Here is a 1,993-nt window from a genome sequence, read left to right as displayed (position 1 = left end):
GTTCTCGGCGGCGGCAGGCGCCTCCTCGTTCTGGATCACCTCGTCATCGGCCACCGAGCTCTCCTGCTCGCCGAGGTCGACGTTCGGGTCCTCCTCGGGCTCGCTGCAGGCGCTCAATACGAGCGCCAGGCTCGCCAGCAGGGGTATCCATACACGGTTTGTCATCGCTCGCTCCTTCGTTTGTCTCTCGATCGACGCGGTCGATCGATCATGCTTGCGCTCAATGGCGGTCGTTGGCGGACAGCAGCGCGCACTCTTCGGGCAGCAGTACGCCCAGCGCCAGCGGCACCACCTCGACGGTGAAGCGCTCGTGGCGGCGCGGCTCGCCGTCCAGGGTCAAGGGCCAGGGCTCGTCGTCGGGCCGGGTGGTCACGGTCAGCTTCGGCGCGGTGAAGTAGTGGACGTAGCGTCCTTCACTGGGAAAATCCTGCAGCTCGCCCACCAGCGTGGGAAGCTCCCACACCGACGAAAAATCCTTGACCAGCAGCACGTCGAGTCGCCCATCGTCGAGCTTGGCGCGTGGCGCCAGCACCTGGCCGCCTCCGGACTGGCGGCCGTTGCCCAGCGCCAGCAGCAAGAGCGACGCGCTCTCTTCGCGCTCCTGCCAGTGCAGGGTGCCGCGATAGCTCTTGTGGCGCCACGCCTTAAGCGCGCCCATCAGAGAATACGCCCCGCCGCCCAGCATGCGCTTGAGCATCTTGGGGGTGGACGAGGTGACCTCGGCGCCGAAGCCGCCGGTGGTCATGTTGACGTAATAGCCGATGGCCTGCTCGTCGCCGGACTCGGCCGTCAGGCGCACCACGTCGATCGGGTGCGCCCTAAGCTCCAGCGCCGCCTCGAGCGCGGCACCCGGCGCAAGCGGCAGCCCTACCGAGGTCGCGAAGTCGTTGGCGCTGCCCAGCGGCACGATACCCAGCGCCGCACGCTGGTCGTGGGCCACGCGCATCAGGCCATTGACGACTTCGTTCACCGTGCCGTCGCCACCGCAGGCGATCACGTGGGTGAAGCCTTCGCCGAACGCCTTCTCGGCGAACTCCGCCGCATCGCCACCTTCCCAGGTGGCCCGAACGGTGATCGTGAAACCCCGGTCACGAGCGCTCTGCACCGCTTCGCGCAGCTCCGGATTGCTGGAGGACTTTCCGTTGACAATCAGCAAATAACGCTTTCGTGAGTCGCTCACCGACGTATTCCTTTCCTTGGGTTATGGGCACCTTCAGGCCAGCGCTTTCTCCACCACTTCGTAAACGTTGGACGACAGCGGCTCCTGCTTGATACGCGCAAGCTCCTGGCGCATCAGCGCCTGGCGGCTCTCGTCGAAACGCTGCCAGCGCGTCAACGGCGTGATCAGCCGCGCGGCGATTTCCGGGTTCAGCCGGTTGAGCTCGATCACCACGTCGGCGAGCAGTCGGTAGCCCTGGCCATCCAGGCGATGGAAGTTCACCCGGTTCTGGGTGAACGCGCCGATCAGCGCGCGCACCTTGTTGGGATTCTTGATCGAAAACGCCGGATGGTCCATCAGGTATTCGACGCGCTCGAGCACGTCCGGCTGGGGCCTTGTGACCTGCACCGTGAACCACTGGTCCATCACCAGCGAGTCGTGCGCCCACTTTTCGCCGAAGGCCTTGAGCGCCGGCGCTGCCAGGTCCTGGCGGTCGCTGTGCACCAGCAGCGTCAAGGCCTGGCGCACGTCGGTCATGTTGCGCCCCGCCGCGAACTGGGCCTGACAAAGCTCGAGGCCCTTGTCGTCCTCGATGGCCATCAGGTAAGCCAGCGCCACGTTCTTGAGACTGCGCGTGGCGATCTGCTCCGGCGTGGGCGCGTAGGGCTCATCGCTCGCGTTGGCCTCGTAGGTGGCGATGAACTCGTCGCGCAGGGCCACGGCCAATGACTGGCGCATGAACTCTCGGGCGGCGTGGATGGCGTCCACATCGACGATGCGCTGCTGCTCGGCGATGTAGGCCTCCGTCGGCAGCGTGAGCATTTCGGCGAGTAC

The 1,993-nt window shown here is 66.1% G+C and carries 2 protein-coding genes; both read right to left on the bottom strand.

The features are described from left to right. Positions 1-220: 220 nt before the first annotated feature. Positions 221-1,180: a lipid kinase YegS gene (gene yegS, locus BIS11_RS16220; protein ID WP_253423828.1), complete on the bottom strand. Its 960-nt coding sequence runs from the start codon at positions 1,178-1,180 to the stop codon at positions 221-223. Between the two features lie 33 nt (positions 1,181-1,213). Continuing rightward, positions 1,214-1,993 (bottom strand): aminopeptidase N C-terminal domain-containing protein (locus tag BIS11_RS16215; RefSeq protein ID WP_253586545.1); only part of this gene is annotated, 780 nt, incomplete at its 5' end.

Source organism: Halomonas sp. 707D4, assembly GCF_024158685.1.
In the GTDB taxonomy this organism is placed as follows: Bacteria; Pseudomonadota; Gammaproteobacteria; order Pseudomonadales; family Halomonadaceae; genus Vreelandella.
This window is presented reverse-complemented; position numbering and strand designations above follow the sequence as displayed.